The 17,074-nt window shown below is 72.4% G+C and carries 17 protein-coding genes; 8 read left to right on the forward strand and 9 right to left on the reverse strand.

All coding sequences use genetic code 11. The annotated features are described in order from the left end of the window. Nucleotides 1–16 precede the first annotated feature (16 nt). From EV187_RS00575 to EV187_RS18235, 4 genes are all read left to right on the forward strand, one after another. The gene (locus EV187_RS00575; protein WP_130351112.1) at nucleotides 17–1,177 is read left to right on the forward strand and encodes an NAD(P)-binding domain-containing protein; all 1,161 of its coding nucleotides are present in this window, start codon (nucleotides 17–19) and stop codon (nucleotides 1,175–1,177) included. A 54-nt stretch (nucleotides 1,178–1,231) separates the two neighbouring features. Next, nucleotides 1,232–1,597, forward strand: coding sequence for a DUF488 domain-containing protein (locus tag EV187_RS00580; RefSeq protein ID WP_130351113.1), 366 nt, complete (start codon nucleotides 1,232–1,234; stop codon nucleotides 1,595–1,597). A 139-nt stretch (nucleotides 1,598–1,736) separates the two neighbouring features. Continuing rightward, nucleotides 1,737–2,177 (forward strand): CHRD domain-containing protein, encoded by a 441-nt coding sequence (locus EV187_RS00585; RefSeq protein WP_130351114.1) that lies wholly within the window; start codon nucleotides 1,737–1,739, stop codon nucleotides 2,175–2,177. 168 nt (nucleotides 2,178–2,345) lie between these two features. Then, entirely contained in the window at nucleotides 2,346–2,645 is a 300-nt protein-coding gene (locus EV187_RS18235; protein ID WP_165391056.1) for a hypothetical protein, read from the forward strand. Here the strand turns inward: EV187_RS18235 and EV187_RS00590 are convergent. After that, entirely contained in the window at nucleotides 2,593–3,435 is an 843-nt protein-coding gene (locus tag EV187_RS00590) for a CPBP family glutamic-type intramembrane protease (RefSeq protein ID WP_130351115.1), read from the reverse strand. The genes EV187_RS18235 and EV187_RS00590 overlap by 53 nt on opposite strands. Before the next feature lie 119 nt (nucleotides 3,436–3,554). Between EV187_RS00590 and EV187_RS00595 the strand changes: the two genes are divergently transcribed. Together EV187_RS00595 and EV187_RS00600 are read left to right on the forward strand one after the other, a co-directional pair. Further along, nucleotides 3,555–4,679, forward strand: coding sequence for a M4 family metallopeptidase (locus EV187_RS00595; RefSeq protein WP_242609365.1), 1,125 nt, complete (start codon nucleotides 3,555–3,557; stop codon nucleotides 4,677–4,679). A 48-nt stretch (nucleotides 4,680–4,727) separates the two neighbouring features. Next, the gene (locus EV187_RS00600) at nucleotides 4,728–5,096 is read left to right on the forward strand and encodes a protealysin inhibitor emfourin (protein WP_130351116.1); all 369 of its coding nucleotides are present in this window, start codon (nucleotides 4,728–4,730) and stop codon (nucleotides 5,094–5,096) included. On the opposite strand, the gene EV187_RS00605 is transcribed toward EV187_RS00600, so the two are convergent. From EV187_RS00605 to EV187_RS00635, 7 genes are all read right to left on the reverse strand, one after another. Beyond that, a complete protein-coding gene (locus EV187_RS00605) occupies nucleotides 5,041–5,793 on the reverse strand; it encodes a lysoplasmalogenase (protein WP_165391057.1) in 753 nt (250 codons plus the stop codon). The genes EV187_RS00600 and EV187_RS00605 overlap by 56 nt on opposite strands. A gap of 170 nt (nucleotides 5,794–5,963) precedes the next feature. Next, a complete protein-coding gene (locus tag EV187_RS00610; RefSeq protein ID WP_130351118.1) occupies nucleotides 5,964–6,335 on the reverse strand; it encodes an FKBP-type peptidyl-prolyl cis-trans isomerase in 372 nt (123 codons plus the stop codon). Between the two features lie 241 nt (nucleotides 6,336–6,576). Then, entirely contained in the window at nucleotides 6,577–6,996 is a 420-nt protein-coding gene (locus EV187_RS00615; protein WP_130351119.1) for a DUF779 domain-containing protein, read from the reverse strand. A 4-nt stretch (nucleotides 6,997–7,000) separates the two neighbouring features. Continuing rightward, nucleotides 7,001–8,524, reverse strand: a complete 1,524-nt coding sequence (gene exaC, locus EV187_RS00620) for an acetaldehyde dehydrogenase ExaC (RefSeq protein ID WP_130351120.1) — start codon at nucleotides 8,522–8,524, stop codon at nucleotides 7,001–7,003. A gap of 150 nt (nucleotides 8,525–8,674) precedes the next feature. Beyond that, entirely contained in the window at nucleotides 8,675–9,973 is a 1,299-nt protein-coding gene (locus EV187_RS00625; RefSeq protein ID WP_165391058.1) for a GAF domain-containing protein, read from the reverse strand. A 105-nt stretch (nucleotides 9,974–10,078) separates the two neighbouring features. Continuing rightward, entirely contained in the window at nucleotides 10,079–11,236 is a 1,158-nt protein-coding gene (locus EV187_RS00630) for a PrsW family intramembrane metalloprotease (protein WP_130351121.1), read from the reverse strand. Between the two features lie 43 nt (nucleotides 11,237–11,279). Beyond that, nucleotides 11,280–12,695, reverse strand: coding sequence for an FAD-binding oxidoreductase (locus EV187_RS00635; protein ID WP_130351122.1), 1,416 nt, complete (start codon nucleotides 12,693–12,695; stop codon nucleotides 11,280–11,282). A 95-nt stretch (nucleotides 12,696–12,790) separates the two neighbouring features. Between EV187_RS00635 and EV187_RS00640 the strand changes: the two genes are divergently transcribed. Next, nucleotides 12,791–14,386, forward strand: a complete 1,596-nt coding sequence (locus EV187_RS00640; protein WP_130351123.1) for a DNA-3-methyladenine glycosylase 2 family protein — start codon at nucleotides 12,791–12,793, stop codon at nucleotides 14,384–14,386. Between the two features lie 129 nt (nucleotides 14,387–14,515). Next, the gene (locus tag EV187_RS00645) at nucleotides 14,516–15,391 is read left to right on the forward strand and encodes a fumarylacetoacetate hydrolase family protein (protein WP_165391059.1); all 876 of its coding nucleotides are present in this window, start codon (nucleotides 14,516–14,518) and stop codon (nucleotides 15,389–15,391) included. A 33-nt stretch (nucleotides 15,392–15,424) separates the two neighbouring features. Here the strand turns inward: EV187_RS00645 and EV187_RS00650 are convergent, their stop codons facing one another. Then, nucleotides 15,425–16,942, reverse strand: coding sequence for an aspartate ammonia-lyase (locus EV187_RS00650; RefSeq protein ID WP_130351124.1), 1,518 nt, complete (start codon nucleotides 16,940–16,942; stop codon nucleotides 15,425–15,427). Between the last annotated feature and the right edge of the window lie 132 nt (nucleotides 16,943–17,074).

Here is a 17,074-nt window from a genome sequence, read left to right on the forward strand (position 1 = left end):
CCCCGTCGAGGTTCACATGCATGTGAATGCAACCGAGGTGGAGGTCGCCGTCATCGGCGCCGGTCAAGCGGGCCTCTCGGCCGCGTACCACCTGCAGCGCCGTGGGTTCACGCCGGTCGGCCGGGATCCGCACGCGGCCGACACGTTCGTCGTCCTCGATGCGAACGCCGCACCCGGCGGAGCGTGGCAGCACCGATGGCCGTCGCTTCGCATGGCGACCGTGAACGGCATCCACGAGCTGCCGGGGCATCCGGTGCCCCCTGCGGACCCCGCGATGCCGAGCCGCGAGGCGCTTCCCCCCTACTTCGCCGACTACGAGCGGCGCTTCGACCTCGACGTGCAGCGCCCGGTCCGCGTGCGGGCCGTCCGACGAGCCGACGACGACCTCGAGGGGCGGCTGCTCGTCGAGACCGACCGGGGCACGTGGGCCGCGCGCCACGTCATCAACGCCACGGGCACATGGACCCGGCCGTTCCGCCCGTACTACCCGGGGATCGAGCGGTTCCGCGGTCGCCAGTTGCACGTGGCCGACTACGTCTCGGCCGACGAGTTCGCCGGTGAGCGGGTGATCATCGTGGGTGCGGGCGTCTCCGCGGTGCAGCTGCTCGACGAGATCTCGCACGTCGCCGAGACCGTCTGGATGACCCGCCGCGAACCGCAGTGGGCCGAGGAGGACTTCGACGTGCCCGCGCGCAGCGCGGCGATCGCCGGCGTCGAGGCGCGCGTCCGACAGGGCCTGCCGCCCGGCAGCGTCATCTCGGTGACCGGCATGCACTGGACCCCCTGGGCTCGGGCGGCACAGGCCCGGGGCGTGCTCGTGCGGCATCCGATGTTCTCGGCCATCGAGGAGCACGGCGTGCGCATGCCCGACGGATCGTTCATCGAGGCCGACGTGATCCTCTGGGCGACCGGGTTCCGGCCGGCGCTCGACCACCTCGCGCCGCTGAAGCTCCGCACGCCGGCGGGCGGATTCCGGGTCGCCGACACGCGTTCGCTCGACGAACCGCGGCTGTACCTGATCGGCTATGGGCCCTCGCAGTCCACGGTGGGCGCCAACCGGGCCGGACGTGCCGCAGTGCAGCAGATCACGGCCGAACGGGCCGCGCGCGCGTCGCGCACATCGCGCACGGTCGCCGCATCACGCACGGTCGCCGCGTCGCGCACGGTCGCCGCGTAGCCGGGCGGCCCCGATCGATTGCCCGGGCCGCGGCCCCGGGGCAGACTTGGCGCCATGGGGTTCGCGATGAAGCGCGTGTACGACGCGCCCGAGGCATCCGACGGCTACCGGGTGCTCGTCGACCGGCTGTGGCCGCGGGGCGTGAAGAAGGAGCGCGCCGAGCTCGACGAGTGGGCGAAGGACGCCGCGCCCTCCCCCGAGCTCCGCGCCGAGTGGCACCACCACCGCGAGCGCTTCGACGAGTTCGCGGCGCGCTACCGCGACGAGCTCGACGCCAGTCCCGCCGCCTCGGCGCTGCTCGAGACGGGTCGGGAGCACGACCGCGTCACGCTCGTGTTCGCCGCGCGTGACGAGCAGGTGAACCACGTGAGCGTTCTGCTGGCATGGCTCGCCGACCACGGGGCATCCGTCGAGGCCTGAGCGGGCGGATGCCGCGGGGCGCGGCAGGGCGCCGCAGCGCGTCCTTCGCTGCACGCGATCGGCTGCGGCGGCGACCCCCTTGTGACCGCTCGGGCGTCGGCGTAGCGTGCCGAATGACCCGAGAAAGTGAGCACTCATCATGATCACGAAGAGGCGCGCGCGAACCGCTGCGCTGACACTCGCCGCCGTCGCCGCATTCACCTTCGCCGGCGCCGGCGCCGCGCAAGCCGAACCCGCCATCCCGCTCACCGGCGGCCAGGAGGTCCCCCGACCGAATGCGTTCGGTGCGCACGGCTCGTTCAGCTACGAGATCGACGGCAACGAGTTCTGCTACACGCTCGAGGTGACCGGGCTCTCCGCTCCTGCCACCGCCGCGCACGTGCACGTGGCCCCGCGCAACACCCCCGGGCCCGTGGTGATCCCGCTCGTGGTGCCCGCGGCGACGAGCTTCGATGTCGAAGCCTGCACGACGGCCGACCCGATGCTGCTCGCCGCGATCGAGGCCAACCCGAGCGCGTACTACGTCAACGTGCACAACGCGAACAACCAGCCGGGAGAGATCCGCGGGCAGCTGAAGTAGCGGCTGGGCATCGTCGATGCCTCCGGGTCGCGGTGCGACCCGGAGCGTCGCGTTGCCGACTTGTCCTCCACAGGACGCGGGCTTGGCGCGTTTTCCACAGGCATTATCCCTGATCAACCGTGGTTTTCATGACCATCGGATGTCGGTGGGTAGTGCTGGAATGGATGCATGACCAATTCCGGGGCCACCAGCGCAGCAGCTGCGTTGCGGGCCGACCTCGACGCGATCGTGGCGCTGGAACGTCGGATCCGGGCGGCGCAGGCCGAGCAGCCGCGGCTGATCGAACGGGCGCACCAGTATGCCCACGCCGTCGAGGGCGTGCATGCGGGGTCGACGTCGGTGCAGCGGGAGTCCGGAACCCGCTCGTTCATCGCCGAACTCGCCACGGCGCTGGTCATCCCCGAGGCGACGGCGGTTACGGCGCCAGCAGGAAGATCGCCGGCCAGCCGTTGTGCGCGTAGACGATGACCGCGAACACGACCGCGTCGAAGAGGAGGTGCACGACCAGCACGTAGGTGAGCGACTTGGTGAGCTTGAACGTGTACCCCTGCAGGAGTGCGAACGGAATGGTCAGGAGGGGCCCCCACGACTGGTAGCCGAGCTCCCACAGGAACGAGACGAAGACGATCGTCTGCAGCAGGTTCGCCTGCCAGACCGGGAAGTGACGCCGCAGCAGCGCGAACACCGTGCAGATGAAGAAGAGCTCGTCCCAGGTGCCGACCGCGTTGACGCCCACGAACAAGCGGGCGATCTCGTCGGGTTCGGTCACCGTCGGCCAGTTCGTGTAGACGCCCGAGGTGATGAAGTAGAAGGGCAGGATCGCCCAGCCGAGGAAGAGCACCAGCAGCAGGTACGCCCACTGCACGCGCGTCCAACGCCGGCCTGTTCGCCACGGGAAGCGGATGACGCGGTCGCCGAACACGAACCTCGAGATCACGTACGGCACGACCACCGCGAGCCCGAGCACGGTGCCCATGAGCAGCATGTTGCCGTAGCTGATGTCGGCCGCGACCGAGATAGTCGAGATGATCACCTGGCCGAGCGCGATGAGCGACAGGTCGGGCAGCAGCCGGCTCGTGCGCCCCGAGCGGTCGGTGAGCCACGCCGCCGCGAGTCCCACGACGAGCACGACGTACCCGGCCCACGGCACCATGAAGCCGAACAGCAGCACCGCGGCACCGCACACCAGCACGGCCGGCACGAGGCCGATCGGGTGCGTGCGAACCTCGGGCGGGGCGGCGAGGGCGGCGGTGGACACGCTCCCAGCCTCCCAAGCCCGGGTGCCGGTGGCAAGAGACAGAACCGGAGCCGGGTCGACCCGGGCGTCGCGCGGCGCGGGGACGCACGTCTGTCGGCAGCACATGCCACGATCGGTGCATGACGCGGATGCCCCGGCCCTGCACCCATCCGTCGCCGCACCCGGCGATCGTGCCTCCCTACCTCCTCGCCCGAATCGCGACCACCGACGACCCCGCCTACGCCGACGCGGCGGAGGCTGCCCGGCGGTCGCTCATGCGCGACGCCCCGCTACGGGAGTTCCGCGCCGAGGGGGAACTGCCGTCGTTCATGGCGACCGAGCGACCCGCGCGCGACGAACGGCCCGCGGCGGCGCCCGGAATGGCGCCGCAGCCCGATCGCCGCATCTCCGACGCCGAGGGCGCCGACCGGCTGCCCGGCCGGCTCGTGCGCCGTGAGGGCCAGCCGCCCAGCGGCGACGCGGCCGTCGACCAGGCCTACGACGGGCTGGGCGACACGTTCGAGATGTTCGCGCGGGTGTTCGCACGAGACTCGATCGACGACGCCGGCATGCCGCTCGAGGCCACCGTGCACTACGGCGATCGCTACGACAACGCCTTCTGGGACGGCGAGCGCATGGTGTTCGGCGACGGCGACGGCGAGGTGTTCCGGGGGTTCACGCAGTCGATCAGCGTGATCGGGCACGAGCTCGCGCACGGAGTCACCGAGCGCACGGCGCGGCTGCGCTACCAGGGCCAGTCGGGGGCGCTCAACGAGCACGTCTCCGACGTGTTCGGCGCGCTGGTCGAGCAGTACTCGATGGCGCAGGACGCCGAGTCCGCGACGTGGCTCATCGGCGAGGGCGTCTTCACCGACGCCGTCGAGGGGCGCGCCATCCGGTCGTTGCTCGAGCCGGGCACCGCGTACGACGACGACATCCTCGGCAAGGACCCGCAGCCCGACCACTTCGACCGCTACATCGACACCGACGAGGACAATGGCGGCGTGCACCTCAACTCGGGCATCCCCAACCGCGCGTTCGCGCTCGCCGCCGTCGAGCTCGGCGGGTTCGCCTGGGAGCATGCGGGCCGGGTCTGGTACGACGTGCTCACGTCGGGTCGGCTGAAGCCCGACACCGACTTCCAGACGTTCGCGAACGAGACGCTGCGTGCGGCGAACGAACGGTACGGTCGCGCCTCTCGCGAGTCACGTGCGATCGCCGGAGGCTGGAGCGCCGTCGGGATCGACCCGGTCGCACCCGCCTGATCCCGGCCCCGAGCCCCGGGCCGAGCGAGGCGGGAGTAGCATCGCCGCATGGACGTCATCGTGTCGCGCAGCGGCGGACTGGCGGGCCTGCGGCTCACCTGGGAGGTGCGCGTCGACGAGCAGCCCGACGCCGACGACTGGTACCTGCTGATCGAGGCGATTCCGTGGAGCCAGCCGCCGCCCGTTCCGCCCGAGCCCGACCGCTACGTCTACCGGATCCGCTGCGCGCCGCACGAGGCGACACTCGCCGAGCGCCAGCTCACCGGACCGTGGCGCCGGCTCGTCGACCGCGTGCAGGAGACCACCGAGCCCGAGCGTGGGCGACCCGCCGGCGCGCCATCGGGCGACGGTCGCCCGCCGCCTACGCCGGCATCGACGTCCGCGCCGACGCGGACGCCGCGAGGACAGCGGAGCTGACGCTCCGCCGGTGCGCCCGCACGACCCCGAGGGCGATGAGCCCCTGCGCGGCGAGGTAGGTCGACATGACGACCGGGTCGTGCGGTCCGAACTCGTAGCCCGGCAGGAATCGGCCGAGCGCGAGCACCGAGTCGGAGACGACGAACAGCGCGCCGCCGACGGCGATGAGTCCGCCCAGGCCGCCCGCGAGTGCGGCCATGGCGCCGAGGACGAGGCCGTACGCGGCCACCGGCACGAGCATGCCGCCGAGATGCCGCTGGAGCAGGGCGAGGAAGGCGACGTACCAGGCCGCATACCCGACCGTCCAGACGGGCATGCGGCGCCCGTCCGCCGGGAGCCGGAGGAACAGCACGACGTACGTCATGTGCGCGAGCAGGAACGAGGCCAGCCCGACGACGAACCCCAGGTCGCCAGGGATGCTCAGCAGTGCGTCGCCGCCCCACGAGAGGCCGATGGCCACGAGCAGCAGCACGGGAGCGGCACCGCGCAGCGGGCGGGCCGTCAGGAGCACGGCGAGCGCGAGGGCCGGCATGAGGAGCAGCTTCGTCGCATCGGCCGCCTCGTCGAGGCCCGCGACCAGCACCGCCACGTGCCCGAACGAGATGAGCAAGTACGGCGCGAAGGCGAGCAGGGTGCGCCGGCGGTCGCCCGGCTCGGGAAGGGGTGCGTCGCCCGGCTCGGGAAGGGGTGCAGTCACGTCGTCGTGCCTCTCGGTGGTCGTCTCGCCCGAAGGGCGCCACCAGATCGTATCGAGCGGATGCCCCGCACGCGGCACCCGCCGACCCGGCCGCCCACCCGAGCCCGATCCGGACATGCCGAAGGCCGGCGGACTCGAGTCCGCCGGCCTTCGGATGGGATGCGTGGAGGTCAGCTCACGCCGAGCAGGTCGATCACGAAGATCAGCGTCTTGCCGGAGAGCTGGTGGCCGCCGCCCGCCGGCCCGTAGGCCTTCTGCGGGGGCACGGTGAGCTGGCGGCGTCCGCCGACCTTCATGCCGGGGATGCCCTCCTGCCAGCCCGCGATGAGGGCCTGGAGGGGGAAGTTGATGGACTGGCCGCGGCTCCACGACGAGTCGAACTCGTCGCCGGTGTCGTACTCGACGCCGAGGTAGTGCACGTCGACGGTGGAGCCGGGAGTGGCCTCGGCGCCGTCGCCCACGACGATGTCCTCGATGACGAGCTCGACGGGTGCCGGGCCCTCGGGGGCGTCGACCTCGGGCTTGCTGTTGGTGTCAGTCATGGGTTCCATCCAAACGGAGAGGCGGCGCGCGGACAACCGTCCACCCCCCTCTTGCGCTGACTGCGAACATCACGCACTCTGGAATCCGAGAACTCGTCGCCCCGTAGAGATGTCGGCAGTGCCACACCACAGGGCGGCGAGTTTCCTTGTGTGCGGGCGGGTCTTCGACCGTGCCGACGACAGGGAACGGGCAGGCGGCGCGCGCCGCCCCGTGGTGCGGGTTCTGTGGGCCGACGCCGATTCACTCCTCCATGAGCCGCGAGCGGATCAGGAAGCGCACCCCCTCGGGCGCCTCGACCGAGAATCCACTCCCCCGGCCGGGCACGACGTCGACGACCAGGTAGGTGTGCCGCCAGTAGCCGAACTGCTCGGCGCTCATCCAGAAGGGCGCCACCCGGGGCACGCCCTCGGCGTCGGCGCCGAGGGCGAGCTCTCCGAGCAGCACGTCGGCGTCGCTGGTGAGGAAGTCCCCCGCCGGGTAGCACATCGGGGCGCTGCCGTCGCAGCATCCGCCCGACTGGTGGAACATGAGCGGCCCGTGGCGGTGCCACAGTCGGCCGAGGAGCGCGGCCGCCGCGGGTGAGAGCTCCACCCGCGGCGACGCCTCCCCGGCGACCGTGACCGAGCCGACGATGCGGCGGGCCAGTTCGTCGACGGGCATCGGATCAGAAGAACCCGAGCGGGTTCTCGCTGTAGCTGACGAGCAGGTTCTTCGTCTGCTGGTAGTGGTCGAGCGCGAGCTTGTTGTTCTCCCGGCCGATGCCCGATGACTTGTAGCCGCCGAAGGCAGCGCCCGCCGGGTAGGCGTGGTAGTTGTTCACCCACACGCGACCCGCCTGGATGTCACGACCGGCGCGGTAGGCCTCGTTGCCGTTGCGGCTCCAGACCCCGGCCCCGAGGCCGTAGAGCGTGTCGTTCGCGATCGAGATCGCGTCGTCGTAGTCGCGGAAGCTCGTGACGGCGACCACCGGACCGAAGATCTCCTCCTGGAAGAGCCGCATGCGGTTCTCGCCCTCGAAAATCGTCGGGGCGACGTAGTAGCCCTCGCTGAGGTCGCCGCCGAGGTCGACGCGCTCGCCGCCGAGCAGCAGCCTCGCGCCCTCCTGCTTGCCGATGTCGATGTAGCTCAGGATCTTCTCGAGCTGATCGTTCGACGCCTGCGCGCCGACCTGCGTCTCGGTGTCGAGCGGGTTGCCCTGCTTCGCGAGCTTCGTTCGCTCGATCGCGTCGTCGAGGAACGTGTCGTAGATCGACTTCTGGATGAGCGACCGGCTCGGGCACGTGCAGACCTCGCCCTGGTTGAACGCGAAGAGGCTGAACCCCTCGAGCGCCTTGTCGTAGAACGAGTCGCGACGGTCCGCGACCGACTCGAACACGATGTTCGGGCTCTTTCCGCCGAGCTCGACGGTCGACGGGATGATGTTGTTCGACGCGTACTGCAGGATGAGCCGACCCGTCGTGGTCTCACCGGTGAACGCGATCTTGCGGATGCGGTTGGATGACGCCAGCGGCTTGCCGGCCTCGACGCCGAACCCGTTCACCACGTTCAGGACTCCGGCCGGCAGCAGGTCGGCGATGAGCTCGACGAGCACGAGGATCGACGTCGGCGTCTGCTCGGCGGGCTTGAGCACCACTGCGTTGCCCGCGGCGAGCGCCGGTGCGAGCTTCCACACGGCCATGAGCAGCGGGAAGTTCCACGGGATGATCTGCCCGACGACGCCGAGCGGCTCGTTGAAGTGGTAGGCGACCGTGTCCTCGTCGAGCTGCGTGAAGCTGCCCTCCTGCGCGCGGATGAGGCTCGCGAAGTAGCGGAAGTGGTCGCTCGCGAGCGGCAGGTCGGCGTTCAGCGGCTCGCGGATCGACTTGCCGTTGTCCCACGTCTCGGCGACCGCGAGCAGCTCGAGCTTCTGGTCGATGCGGTCGGCGATCGCGTTCAGGATGCCGGCGCGGTGCGCGGCGCTCGTGCGGCCCCATGCGGGTGCCGCCGCGTGCGCGGCGTCCAGCGCCGCATCGATGTCCGCGGCGGTGCCGCGGGCGACCTCGGTGAACGGCTTGCCGTTCACGGGCGAGATGTTCTCGAAGTAGGCGCCCTCGAGCGGCTTCACCCACTCGCCGCCGATGAAGTGCTCGTAGCGCGGCTTGAACTCGATCAATGCGCCGGCGGAGCCTGGCGCGGCGTACACGGTCATCGTGTCTCCTCGTGACATCGTTGTCTGGTGCCCTCAGCGAGGGTGATCGTCACGGTAGCCGCGCGGCCGTTGCGGCCCCGTTGCCCCGGGGTTGCAGTCGGGTTGCATCGAGCGGATGCCGCGGCATCCGTTCAGGGCCGCGGACGGCCGTCAGCGCAGCGCCGACTCGATCCGCTCCAGGTGCGCCACGACCGACGCGCGTCGCGGCGATCGCGGCGGCAGGATCTCGAGCAGCGCACGCCAGACGTCGACGTCGTGATATTGCTCGTCGCGCTCCGCGTACGCGAGCAGCAGCTCGGGCGAGGCATCCGACAGCATCGACTCGCGGAGGCGGCCCTCGAGCTCCTCGCGGATCTCCACGATGCCCGGCGCCGCGGAGGCGGGCAGCACCGACCCCGCGTACCGGTCGGCGGCGCGACGCAGCGAGCCCTGGCCGAGCAGTCTCGCGACGGATGCCGCGTCGAGGTCGACCTCGCGTCCGAGCCGGTACGGCCGCGACTCGAGCGGCGGTTCGCCTGCGGCCTCGAGGACCCGGCGCAGGCGCACCACCTCGGCGCGCAGCGTGACCGGGGACGCGTCCCCCTCGTAGAGCAGCGCCGCCAGTCGTTCGGCACCGAGGCCGCGCGGATGCCAGGCCAGCAGCGTGAGGATCTCGGCGTGCCGAGGGCTCAGCTCGTGCACGCCCAGGCGGGGTCGACGCTCGCCCAGGACCGTCAGCGGGGTGCGTGCCGGCTTGGCCGCGGGCACGGCGCGCAGGCGCGACCGGCGGATGGTCGCGTGCACGGCCGATTCGAGGCTCGCGATGCGCAGTTCCGCCTCGACCGCGGCGACCGTCGCCGAGACGAGGGAGAGGGTGTGCGGGGCGACGGCGTGGTCGGTGCCCGTGATGTCGATCACGCCGAGGATCGCGCCGGTCGACGGGTCGTGCACGGGCGCCGCCGTGCAGCTCCACGGGTGCACGATGCGGTTGTAGTGCTCCGCGCCCCGGATCTGCACGGCGCGGTCGAGCTGGAGCGCGGTGCCGGGCGCGCTGGTGCCGATGCTCGCCTCCGACCAGTCGGCGCCAGCGACGAACAGCATGTCCTCGGCCCGTCGGCGCAGGCCCGCGTCGCCCTCGACCCAGAGCAGGCGCCCCTGCGCGTCTCCCACCGCGACCACGAGGCCCGCGTCATCCGCACCGTCGACCAGCAGCCGCCGGATGACCGGCAGCACCGGCGCGAGCGCGTGGGCGGCGCGGTACTCGCGGAAGGCATGCTCGTCGAGCTCGAGGCGCGGGAGTGCGCGGTCGGGATCGATCGCGCCACGGATCGCCCGCTCCCACGACTCGCGCACGACCGGGCGCAGCACAGGCGGCATGACCCCCGTGGCGAACGCCGCCTCCTGGGCGCGCTGCAGCCGATCGCGCAGGTCGCGCAGGTCGCCACCCTGCGGGTGCTGCGGCACGGGCATGCCGTCTCCGATCGCCGTCGATTCCGGATGCCGCCAATCATAACCGCGGGGCATGGGGCGCGATGCCGCCGATCCTCGGCCCGCATCGGGCAGATGCCGCCCGGGTCAGCGGAGGAGTGCCGCCCGGTCGGCGGCGACGGCCTGCAGCAGCACGTGCTCGTCGACCGCCGCTCGTCGCCCCGGGTCGCGGCCGGTGAGGAGTCGCTGGCGGGTGAACGCGAGGTGCGTGGCATCCGTGATGAGCTTGCGCATGAGCGCCGTGCGGGGCGGCGTCTGAGCGCGTGCCCACGCGCGCGCCTGGCGCCGACCCGCGGGAGTCGCGAGCATCTCCACCTCGGCGAGGCTGAACCACCCCGCTGCGCCGTACTCCGCGAGGCGGGCCCGGGTGATCCGCACCTCCTGGCGCCGCAGCAGCACGGTGAGCAGCACGGCCCCGAGGAAGATCGGCACCTGGACCGTGAAGTAGAGTCCGATCGCGTCGCCGGCGAAGGCGAGGGAGCCGTTCCAGAGTGCGTGCAGCAGGACCGCGGCCGCGAGCCCCAGCAGGAACCAGCCGATCACGCCGGCCCCGCCGCCGCGTCGGGCGCCGATGCCGATCGCGATGCCGATGCACGCCGTGAAGAGCACGTGGGCGAACGGCGAGAAGATGCCGCGCACCACGAACGTGGCGCCCAGCTCGCTCGCCCCGCCCTCCGCGAGCGCCGCCCCGAAGTAGAGGACGTTCTCGGTGAAGGCGAAGCCGGCGGCGGCGGTTGCGGCGTAGACGAGCCCGTCGACCGGTCCGTCGAAGTGCGAGCGCGAGAAGGCGAAGATGAGCAGCACGCCGATGCCCTTCGCCGTCTCCTCGACGAGGGGCGCCTGAACGACCGCCTGCAGCGCCTCGTCGGGGCTGCCGCCCGGCTCCGCGAACGCGAGTGCGAGCTGCACGCCGACGTCGACGATCAGCGCGATCGCGACCGACACCGCCGCACCCCAGAGGAACGCGAACCACAGGGCCCACCGCGGCTCGGGCTCCCACCGGTCGATCCAGCGCACCGCGAGGAGCACGACGGCGAGCGGCACCAGCGCGAGCACCGATCCGATGACGAGCGTCGAGGCGCCGAGTCCCGTCGCGAGGTAGGCGATGACGAGCAGGCCGACGAACCCCGCGACGACGATGCCCACGACCGCGAACACGGCGCCCCCGCCCCGCCCTCGCGGCGGCGCGCTCCAGAGCGGCGGCGCGGGCGTCGGGTTGCGTGCGGGCGGCTGCGCGGTGGTCACCCGCGCAGCCTATCGAGCGGATGCCGCAACCGGCGGTCGCGCCTCACCGCGCGGTCGCGGCTCCCCCGGCGGTCGACTCGAACATGACGCCGGGATTCAGGATGCCGGTCGGGTCGAACAGCGCCTTGATGCCCCGCTGGAGCTCGAACGAGTCGGCGCCCAGCTCGTCGGCGAGCCAGCGTCGCTTCAGGATGCCCACGCCGTGCTCGCCCGTCAGGGTGCCGCCGAGGGCGACGGCCGTACGGAACATGTCGTCGGCGGCGGCCCACACCTCGCCGGGCACCTCCTCGCCCGCGAACACGAAGTTCGGGTGCAGGTTGCCGTCGCCGGCGTGCGCGATCGTGGGGATCTCGATGCCGTACCGCGCGCCGATCTCCTCGATCGCCCGGAACATCTCGGGCAGGCGCGAGCGTGGCACCGCCACGTCCTCGATGAGCACCTGCCCGGACGCGGCGAGCGCCGGGTGCATCGCGCGACGGATGGCCAGGAGGCGTTCCCCCTCCGCGGCATCCGTCGACACCGTGACCCGGCCGCCGGCGGCGGCGAACGCCTCGGCGATCCGGGCGGCCTCGGCGGCGGCCCCGTGCGAATCGCTCTGCGCGAGCAGGAACGCCTCGCCCGGCGCGATGGTCTCGAGCGGGGTCCCCGCGAGCGCCGTCGCGCCCAGGAACGAGGCCACCCGCGCCAACCCGGCCGCGTCGATGAGCTCCATGACGGCGGGCCGGATGCGCGCGGCCGTGACGGCGGCGGATGCCGCGGCAGCCGCCTCGACGCCGGGGAACGCCGCGGCGACGGTCACGACCTCGCCGGCCTCGATCGGGCGCAGACGCACCGTGGCCTCGACGATCACGCCCAGCGTGCCCTCGGAACCCGTGATCAACGCGGTCAGGTCGTACCCGGTCACGCCCTTCACCGTGCGGTGCCCGGTGCGCAGGAGCCGCCCGTCGGCGAGCACCACCGCGAGCCCGAGCACGGCCTCCCGGGTCACGCCGTACTTCGCGCAGAGCAGGCCGCCGGCGTTCGTGGCGATGTTGCCGCCGATGGACGAGATCGCGCGGCTCGCCGGGTCGGGTGCGAACCAGAGGCCGAGCGGTGCGAGCGCGTCGTTGAGGTCGCCGTTCAGCACGCCCGGCTCGACCACCGCGAGCTCGTCGGCCTCCGAGACCTCGAGGATGCGGTTCATCCGGGAGAGGTCGAGCACGATCGCGCCGGGGCTCGCGATGGCACCGCCGGCGAGGCCGGTGCCGGCTCCCCTCGGCACGACGGGGGTGCCCGCGGCGTGCGCGATGCGCAAGACGGCCTGCACGTCGTCGACGGATGCCGCGTGCACGACCGCGAGCGGCGGCGTCGCGCTGCGCCAGCCGGATCGGTCCTCGCGGGTGGAATCGAGCGCAGCGGGATCCGTCGTGACGGATGCCCCGAGGGCGTCGTGGAGGCGGGCGAGGACGTCGGTCGGCATCCCACCACGCTAGCTTCATCGCCCGGTGGTGCGGCGCTGCGCGCCATGTCCGATTCCCGCTGGTCGATGTCGGGCGCGCGTGCGAGGCTGGACGCATGACGCCCCGACCCGCCACCCTCACGAGGCCCGCCGCCGCGGGGGCCGATCCGCTCGCCGATCCCGTGTTCGCCGAGCGCTACCGCGCCATGCAAGCCCGCGACGCGCGGTTCGACGGGCAGTTCATCACGGGCGTGCACTCCACCGGCATCTACTGCCGCCCGAGCTGCCCGGCCGTGGCGCCGAAGCCGTCGAACGTGAGCTTCTACCTCACCGCGGCGGCCGCGCACGAGGCCGGGCTCCGCGCGTGCAAGCGATGCCTGCCCGACGCCGTGCCGGGCTCCCCCGAGTGGGACCTGCGCGACGACCTCGCGGCTCGGGCCATGCGCCTGATCGCCGACGGCGTCGTCGAGCGCGAGGGCGTTCCGGGCCTGGCCGCCCGCCTCGGGTACACCCCGCGGCACCTCGCCCGCGTGCTGACGGCCGAGCTCGGCGCGGGCCCGCTCGCACTCTCCCGCGCGCACCGTGCGCAGACCGCGCGGGCGCTCCTCACCTCGACGACCCTGCCCGCCGCCGACGTCGCGTTCGCCTCGGGCTTCGGCAGCATCCGCCAGTTCAACGACACGATCCGCGCCGTCTACGAGCGCAGCCCCCTCGAGCTCCGCATGGCGGGGCGGCTGCGCGATCGTGGTGCGGCTGCGCGCTCCGCCGGCGGCGAGCCGGGCAGCGCCGACCCGCAGGGCAACCGGGGGCCCGACGCCGAGCACCACGTGGGCGTCGTGCGCCTGCGGCTGCCCGCCCGCGCGCCGTTCGACGCCGCGGGCGTGTTCGCGTGGCTGGCGACCCGCGCGCTCGACGGGGTCGAGCAGGCCGGGGCGCTGCACTACGCCCGCACGCTCCGCCTTCCCGGCGGGCCGGCGCACGTGCGATTCGAGGCGGGCGGCGATGCGGCGGCGCCGTCGATCGACGTCGAGGCCCGCCTTGCGAGCCTCGCCGACCTGCCGCCCCTGGTCGCGCGGGTGCGGCGCCTGTTCGACCTCGACGCCGACGCCGTGGCGATCGACGCCGCCCTCGCGGCCGACCCGCGGCTCGCTGCCTCCGTCGAGGCGGTGCCCGGCATCAGGCTGCCCGGGTGCCTCGACCCGCACGAGCTCGTCTTCCGCGCCCTCGTCGGCCAGCAGGTGTCGGTGAAGGCGGCCCGCACGGCCCTCGCCCGGCTCGCGGCCGAGCTCGGCGAGCACGTGGAGGCCGGCCTTCACGGCGGCCCCGTGCTGCTGTTCCCGACCACGGCCGCCATCGCCGCCGAGGGCGAGCGGGTGCTGCGCGGGCCGGCAGCCCGCATCCGCACCATCGTCGACGTCGCCCGGCGACTCGAGTCCGGCGACCTCGTCGTCGCGGCCGAGCGAGAACGCGCAGAGCTGGCGCACGAACTGCTGGCGATCCCCGGCATCGGTCCCTGGACGGCCGGCTACGTCGCGATGCGTGTCACGCGTGCGCCCGACGTGCTGCTCACGGGCGACCTGGCGCTGCGGATCGGCGCCGCCGCGCTCGGACTGCCCACCGAGGCCGCGGCGCTGCAGGCCGAGGGGGCGCGCTGGGCGCCGTGGCGCAGCTACGCATCGATGCACCTCTGGCGCGCCGCCTCCCCCGCCTGAGTCCTGGGCCGGCGGCGGGCCGTGGGCGTGCCCGGCGGCGCCCGATTCGTGGACACCACGTCAGATCCGCCACGGTTCGTTGTACGCCATGCACAGGCCCGCGGCCGCTCGGCCCGATAGCCTAGACCGGTGAGATTCGCCCACCTGAGAGTCGAAGGCCAGACGACCCCTCGGCTCGCGGTGGTGGTGGCGGAGACGGCGCTCTTCCTCGACGAGATCATGCCGACGGCGCCGCGGGATCTCCAGGAGCTCATCGAGCGCGGCCCCGGCGGCCTCGCCGAAACGCGCGCGGTCGTCGACGCCGCGCTCGCCGCCGGCGTCGAACCCGTGCCGGTCTCCGAGCTGCGCCATTCATCGGCGGTGCTGCGCCCCGCGCAGGTCATCGCGATCGGCGCCAACTACGCCGCGCACGCCTCGGAGCTGAAGCTGCGATCGGAGACGGCGATGACCATCTTCTCCCTCTGGCCGAACTCGCTCGCCGGGCACGGCGGCACGACCACCTGGCCCGAGGATCTCACGAAGCAGGTCGACTACGAGGCCGAGCTCGGCGTGATCATCGGCCGCCCGGCCCGCGGCGTGCACGTGCGCGACGCCCTCGACTACGTGTGGGGCTACACGGTCGTCAACGACATCACGGCACGCGACCTCCAGTTCAGCGAGGCGCAATGGTCGCGCTGCAAGTCGTTCGACGGGTTCACGCCCACCGGCCCGGTGGTGGTCACGGCCGACGAGATCGCCGACCCCCAGGATCTCTGGCTCACGACGAACCTCGACGGCCACATCCTGCAGGACGCCTCGACGAACGAGATGGTGCGCGGCGTCGCCGAGATCATCTCGTACCTGTCGCGTTCGGCGACCATCCCGCCGGGCACCCTCATCTCGACGGGCAGCCCCGGCGGCGCGGGCTACTCGCGGAACCCGCAGGTCTTCCTCCGCGACGGCTCGACCGTCACGGTGTCGATCGAGGGCATCGGGTCGCTCACGACGCACTGTCGCGTCATCTGACGCGCCGCGCGCGACCCGATGCCGCGGCGCCGCCTACTCGCTCGCCTCCCCGTGCAGGTCGACGACTGGGACCGCCTGGGTGATCGGCTGGATGCCCGAGAGGCGCCCGGGCTGGAGTTGCTTCATGACCTCGACGCGGGTCATGAGCCCCGTCTCGACCACCAGGTCGGCCACCGGCCGGCCCGTGGCCAGCGCCTGCTTCGCGAGCTTCGCGGCCTCCGTGTAGCCGATGAACGGGATGAGCGCCGTGATGACGCCGACGCTCGACGCCACCATCGCGTCGAGCCGCTCGGTGTTCGCCGTGATGCCGTCGATGCAGTTCACGCGCAGCGTCCAGCAGGCCTGCCGCATCCAGGTGATCGACTGGAGGAGTGCGTGCGCGATGACCGGCTCGAAGGCGTTGAGCTGCAGCTGGCCGTTCTCGGACGCCATCATCACGGTGACGTCGGCGCCCGCCACCGAGTAGGCGACCTGGCTGACGGCCTCGGGGATGACGGGGTTCACCTTGCCCGGCATGATGCTCGACCCCGCCTGGCGCGGCGGGAGGTTGATCTCGCCGAAGCCGGCCTGCGGCCCCGAGGAGAGCAGTCGGAGGTCGTTGCAGATCTTCGAGAGCTTGATGGCACTGCGCTTCAGCGCGCTCGAGAAGGTCATGAAGACGCCGGTGTCGCTCGTGGCCTCGACGAGGTCGGGCGCCGTCTCGAGCGGCTGCCCGGTGATCTCGCTGAGATGGCGCACGACGGATGCGCCGTAGCCCGGGTCCGCCGTGATGCCCGTGCCCACGGCGGTGCCTCCGAGGTTCACCTCGGAGAGGAGCTTGATCGTCTCGCGGAGGCGGGCGATGTCCTCGCCGAGGGTCGTCGCGAACCCGTGGAACTCCTGGCCGAGGGTCATCGGCACGGCATCCTGCAGCTGCGTGCGGCCGACCTTCAGCACCTCCGCGAACTCGCGCCCCTTGCGACCGAACGAGATCCGCAGCTGGTCGAGCTCGTAGAGCATCGTCGTGAGCGACGAGGTCATCGCGAGCTTCAGCGCAGTGGGGTAGGTGTCGTTCGTCGACTGGCTGCGGTTGACGTCGTCGATGGGGTGCACGATGTCGTAGCGCCCCTTGGGGCAGCCCGCGATCTCGAGCGCGAGGTTCGCGATGACCTCGTTCGCGTTCATGTTCGTCGAGGTGCCGGCGCCGCCCTGGATGACGCCCACCACGAACTGGTCGTGCAGCTCGCCGTCGATGATGCGCTGGCACGCCTCGTCGATCCACACCTGCTTCTGCGGCGAGAGCGCACCCACCTCGCGGTTCGCGCGGCACGCGGCCTGCTTCACCTGCGCGAGCGCGATGACGAGGTCGGGATAGACGGAGATGGGTCGCTTCGAGATCGGGAAGTTCTCGAGCGCGCGCATGGTGTGCACGCCCCAGTACGCGTCGGCTGGGACCTGGACGCTGCCGAGCGAGTCGGTCTCCGTCCGGGTCGCGATCGGTTCATCGGGCTTCGTCACGTGCTCCTCCCCTCCCAGGGTCAGGTGGTGGGGCAGGTGTTCGGGTCGGGTCATCGACACTGTTCGGCTCCATTGCCTCGTTCGCGCGGGATCGCCGCACACGGTGGTACGCGCGGGATCGCCGCGCATGTTCTCGCCTTCGAGCCTACCGCCGACGCCGGCACGCGAACGGCGGCGAGGCGCCCG

It is taken from the genome of Agromyces ramosus (genome assembly GCF_004216665.1).
Lineage (GTDB): Bacteria > Actinomycetota > Actinomycetes > Actinomycetales > Microbacteriaceae > Agromyces > Agromyces ramosus.

What these genes read in the sequence shown, in the direction of transcription:
- EV187_RS00650 (WP_130351124.1), bottom strand. Translation starts at nt 16,942, where the DNA reads ATGACCCGACCCGAACACCTGCCCCACCACCTGACCCTGGGAGGGGAG.
- EV187_RS00610 (WP_130351118.1), bottom strand. Translation starts at nt 6,335, where the DNA reads ATGACTGACACCAACAGCAAGCCCGAGGTCGACGCCCCCGAGGGCCCG.
- EV187_RS00640 (WP_130351123.1), top strand. Translation starts at nt 12,791, where the DNA reads ATGACGCCCCGACCCGCCACCCTCACGAGGCCCGCCGCCGCGGGGGCC.
- exaC (WP_130351120.1), bottom strand. Translation starts at nt 8,524, where the DNA reads ATGACCGTGTACGCCGCGCCAGGCTCCGCCGGCGCATTGATCGAGTTC.
- EV187_RS00585 (WP_130351114.1), top strand. Translation starts at nt 1,737, where the DNA reads ATGATCACGAAGAGGCGCGCGCGAACCGCTGCGCTGACACTCGCCGCC.
- EV187_RS00625 (WP_165391058.1), bottom strand. Translation starts at nt 9,973, where the DNA reads ATGCCCGTGCCGCAGCACCCGCAGGGTGGCGACCTGCGCGACCTGCGC.
- EV187_RS00580 (WP_130351113.1), top strand. Translation starts at nt 1,232, where the DNA reads ATGGGGTTCGCGATGAAGCGCGTGTACGACGCGCCCGAGGCATCCGAC.
- EV187_RS00635 (WP_130351122.1), bottom strand. Translation starts at nt 12,695, where the DNA reads ATGCCGACCGACGTCCTCGCCCGCCTCCACGACGCCCTCGGGGCATCC.
- EV187_RS18235 (WP_165391056.1), top strand. Translation starts at nt 2,346, where the DNA reads ATGACCAATTCCGGGGCCACCAGCGCAGCAGCTGCGTTGCGGGCCGAC.
- EV187_RS00595 (WP_242609365.1), top strand. Translation starts at nt 3,555, where the DNA reads ATGACGCGGATGCCCCGGCCCTGCACCCATCCGTCGCCGCACCCGGCG.
- EV187_RS00615 (WP_130351119.1), bottom strand. Translation starts at nt 6,996, where the DNA reads ATGCCCGTCGACGAACTGGCCCGCCGCATCGTCGGCTCGGTCACGGTC.
- EV187_RS00575 (WP_130351112.1), top strand. Translation starts at nt 17, where the DNA reads ATGCATGTGAATGCAACCGAGGTGGAGGTCGCCGTCATCGGCGCCGGT.
- EV187_RS00600 (WP_130351116.1), top strand. Translation starts at nt 4,728, where the DNA reads ATGGACGTCATCGTGTCGCGCAGCGGCGGACTGGCGGGCCTGCGGCTC.